This window comes from Staphylococcus pasteuri (assembly GCF_030547725.1).
Taxonomy (GTDB): Bacteria; Bacillota; Bacilli; order Staphylococcales; family Staphylococcaceae; genus Staphylococcus; species Staphylococcus pasteuri.
Genome location: NZ_JAUOQO010000743.1, coordinates 1 through 246, shown reverse-complemented (window position 1 = coordinate 246; position 246 = coordinate 1). Strand labels below are relative to the sequence as shown.

The following is a 246-nucleotide window of genomic DNA, read 5'->3' as shown; positions in this document are numbered from 1 at the left end:
AATCTATTCCAGTCGATAAAAAAACGATTATAATTGACAGTTTTATATCTAGAATGAAAAACTGGGGCGAATACTACTGCGATTTGGCTGGCTTTGAAGTACTACCCATTTACGAGGATAACCAAATTAAAGAAGGGCGTATTTATCCTGATTCTGGTGACTGGATTGTTGCAGACAGGCGGTGTAATTCAGGAACATATGGATATAGCCATGATGATGCCAGTATTAAGCCCGTGAAGATTAAAC

1 protein-coding gene is annotated in these 246 nt (G+C 38.2%); it reads left to right on the top strand.

All coding sequences use genetic code 11. From position 1 onward, the window contains the following. Positions 1 to 53: 53 nt before the first annotated feature. On the top strand, positions 54 to 246 hold a 193-nt coding region (locus tag Q4528_RS15350), incomplete at its 3' end, for a hypothetical protein (RefSeq protein WP_303522566.1).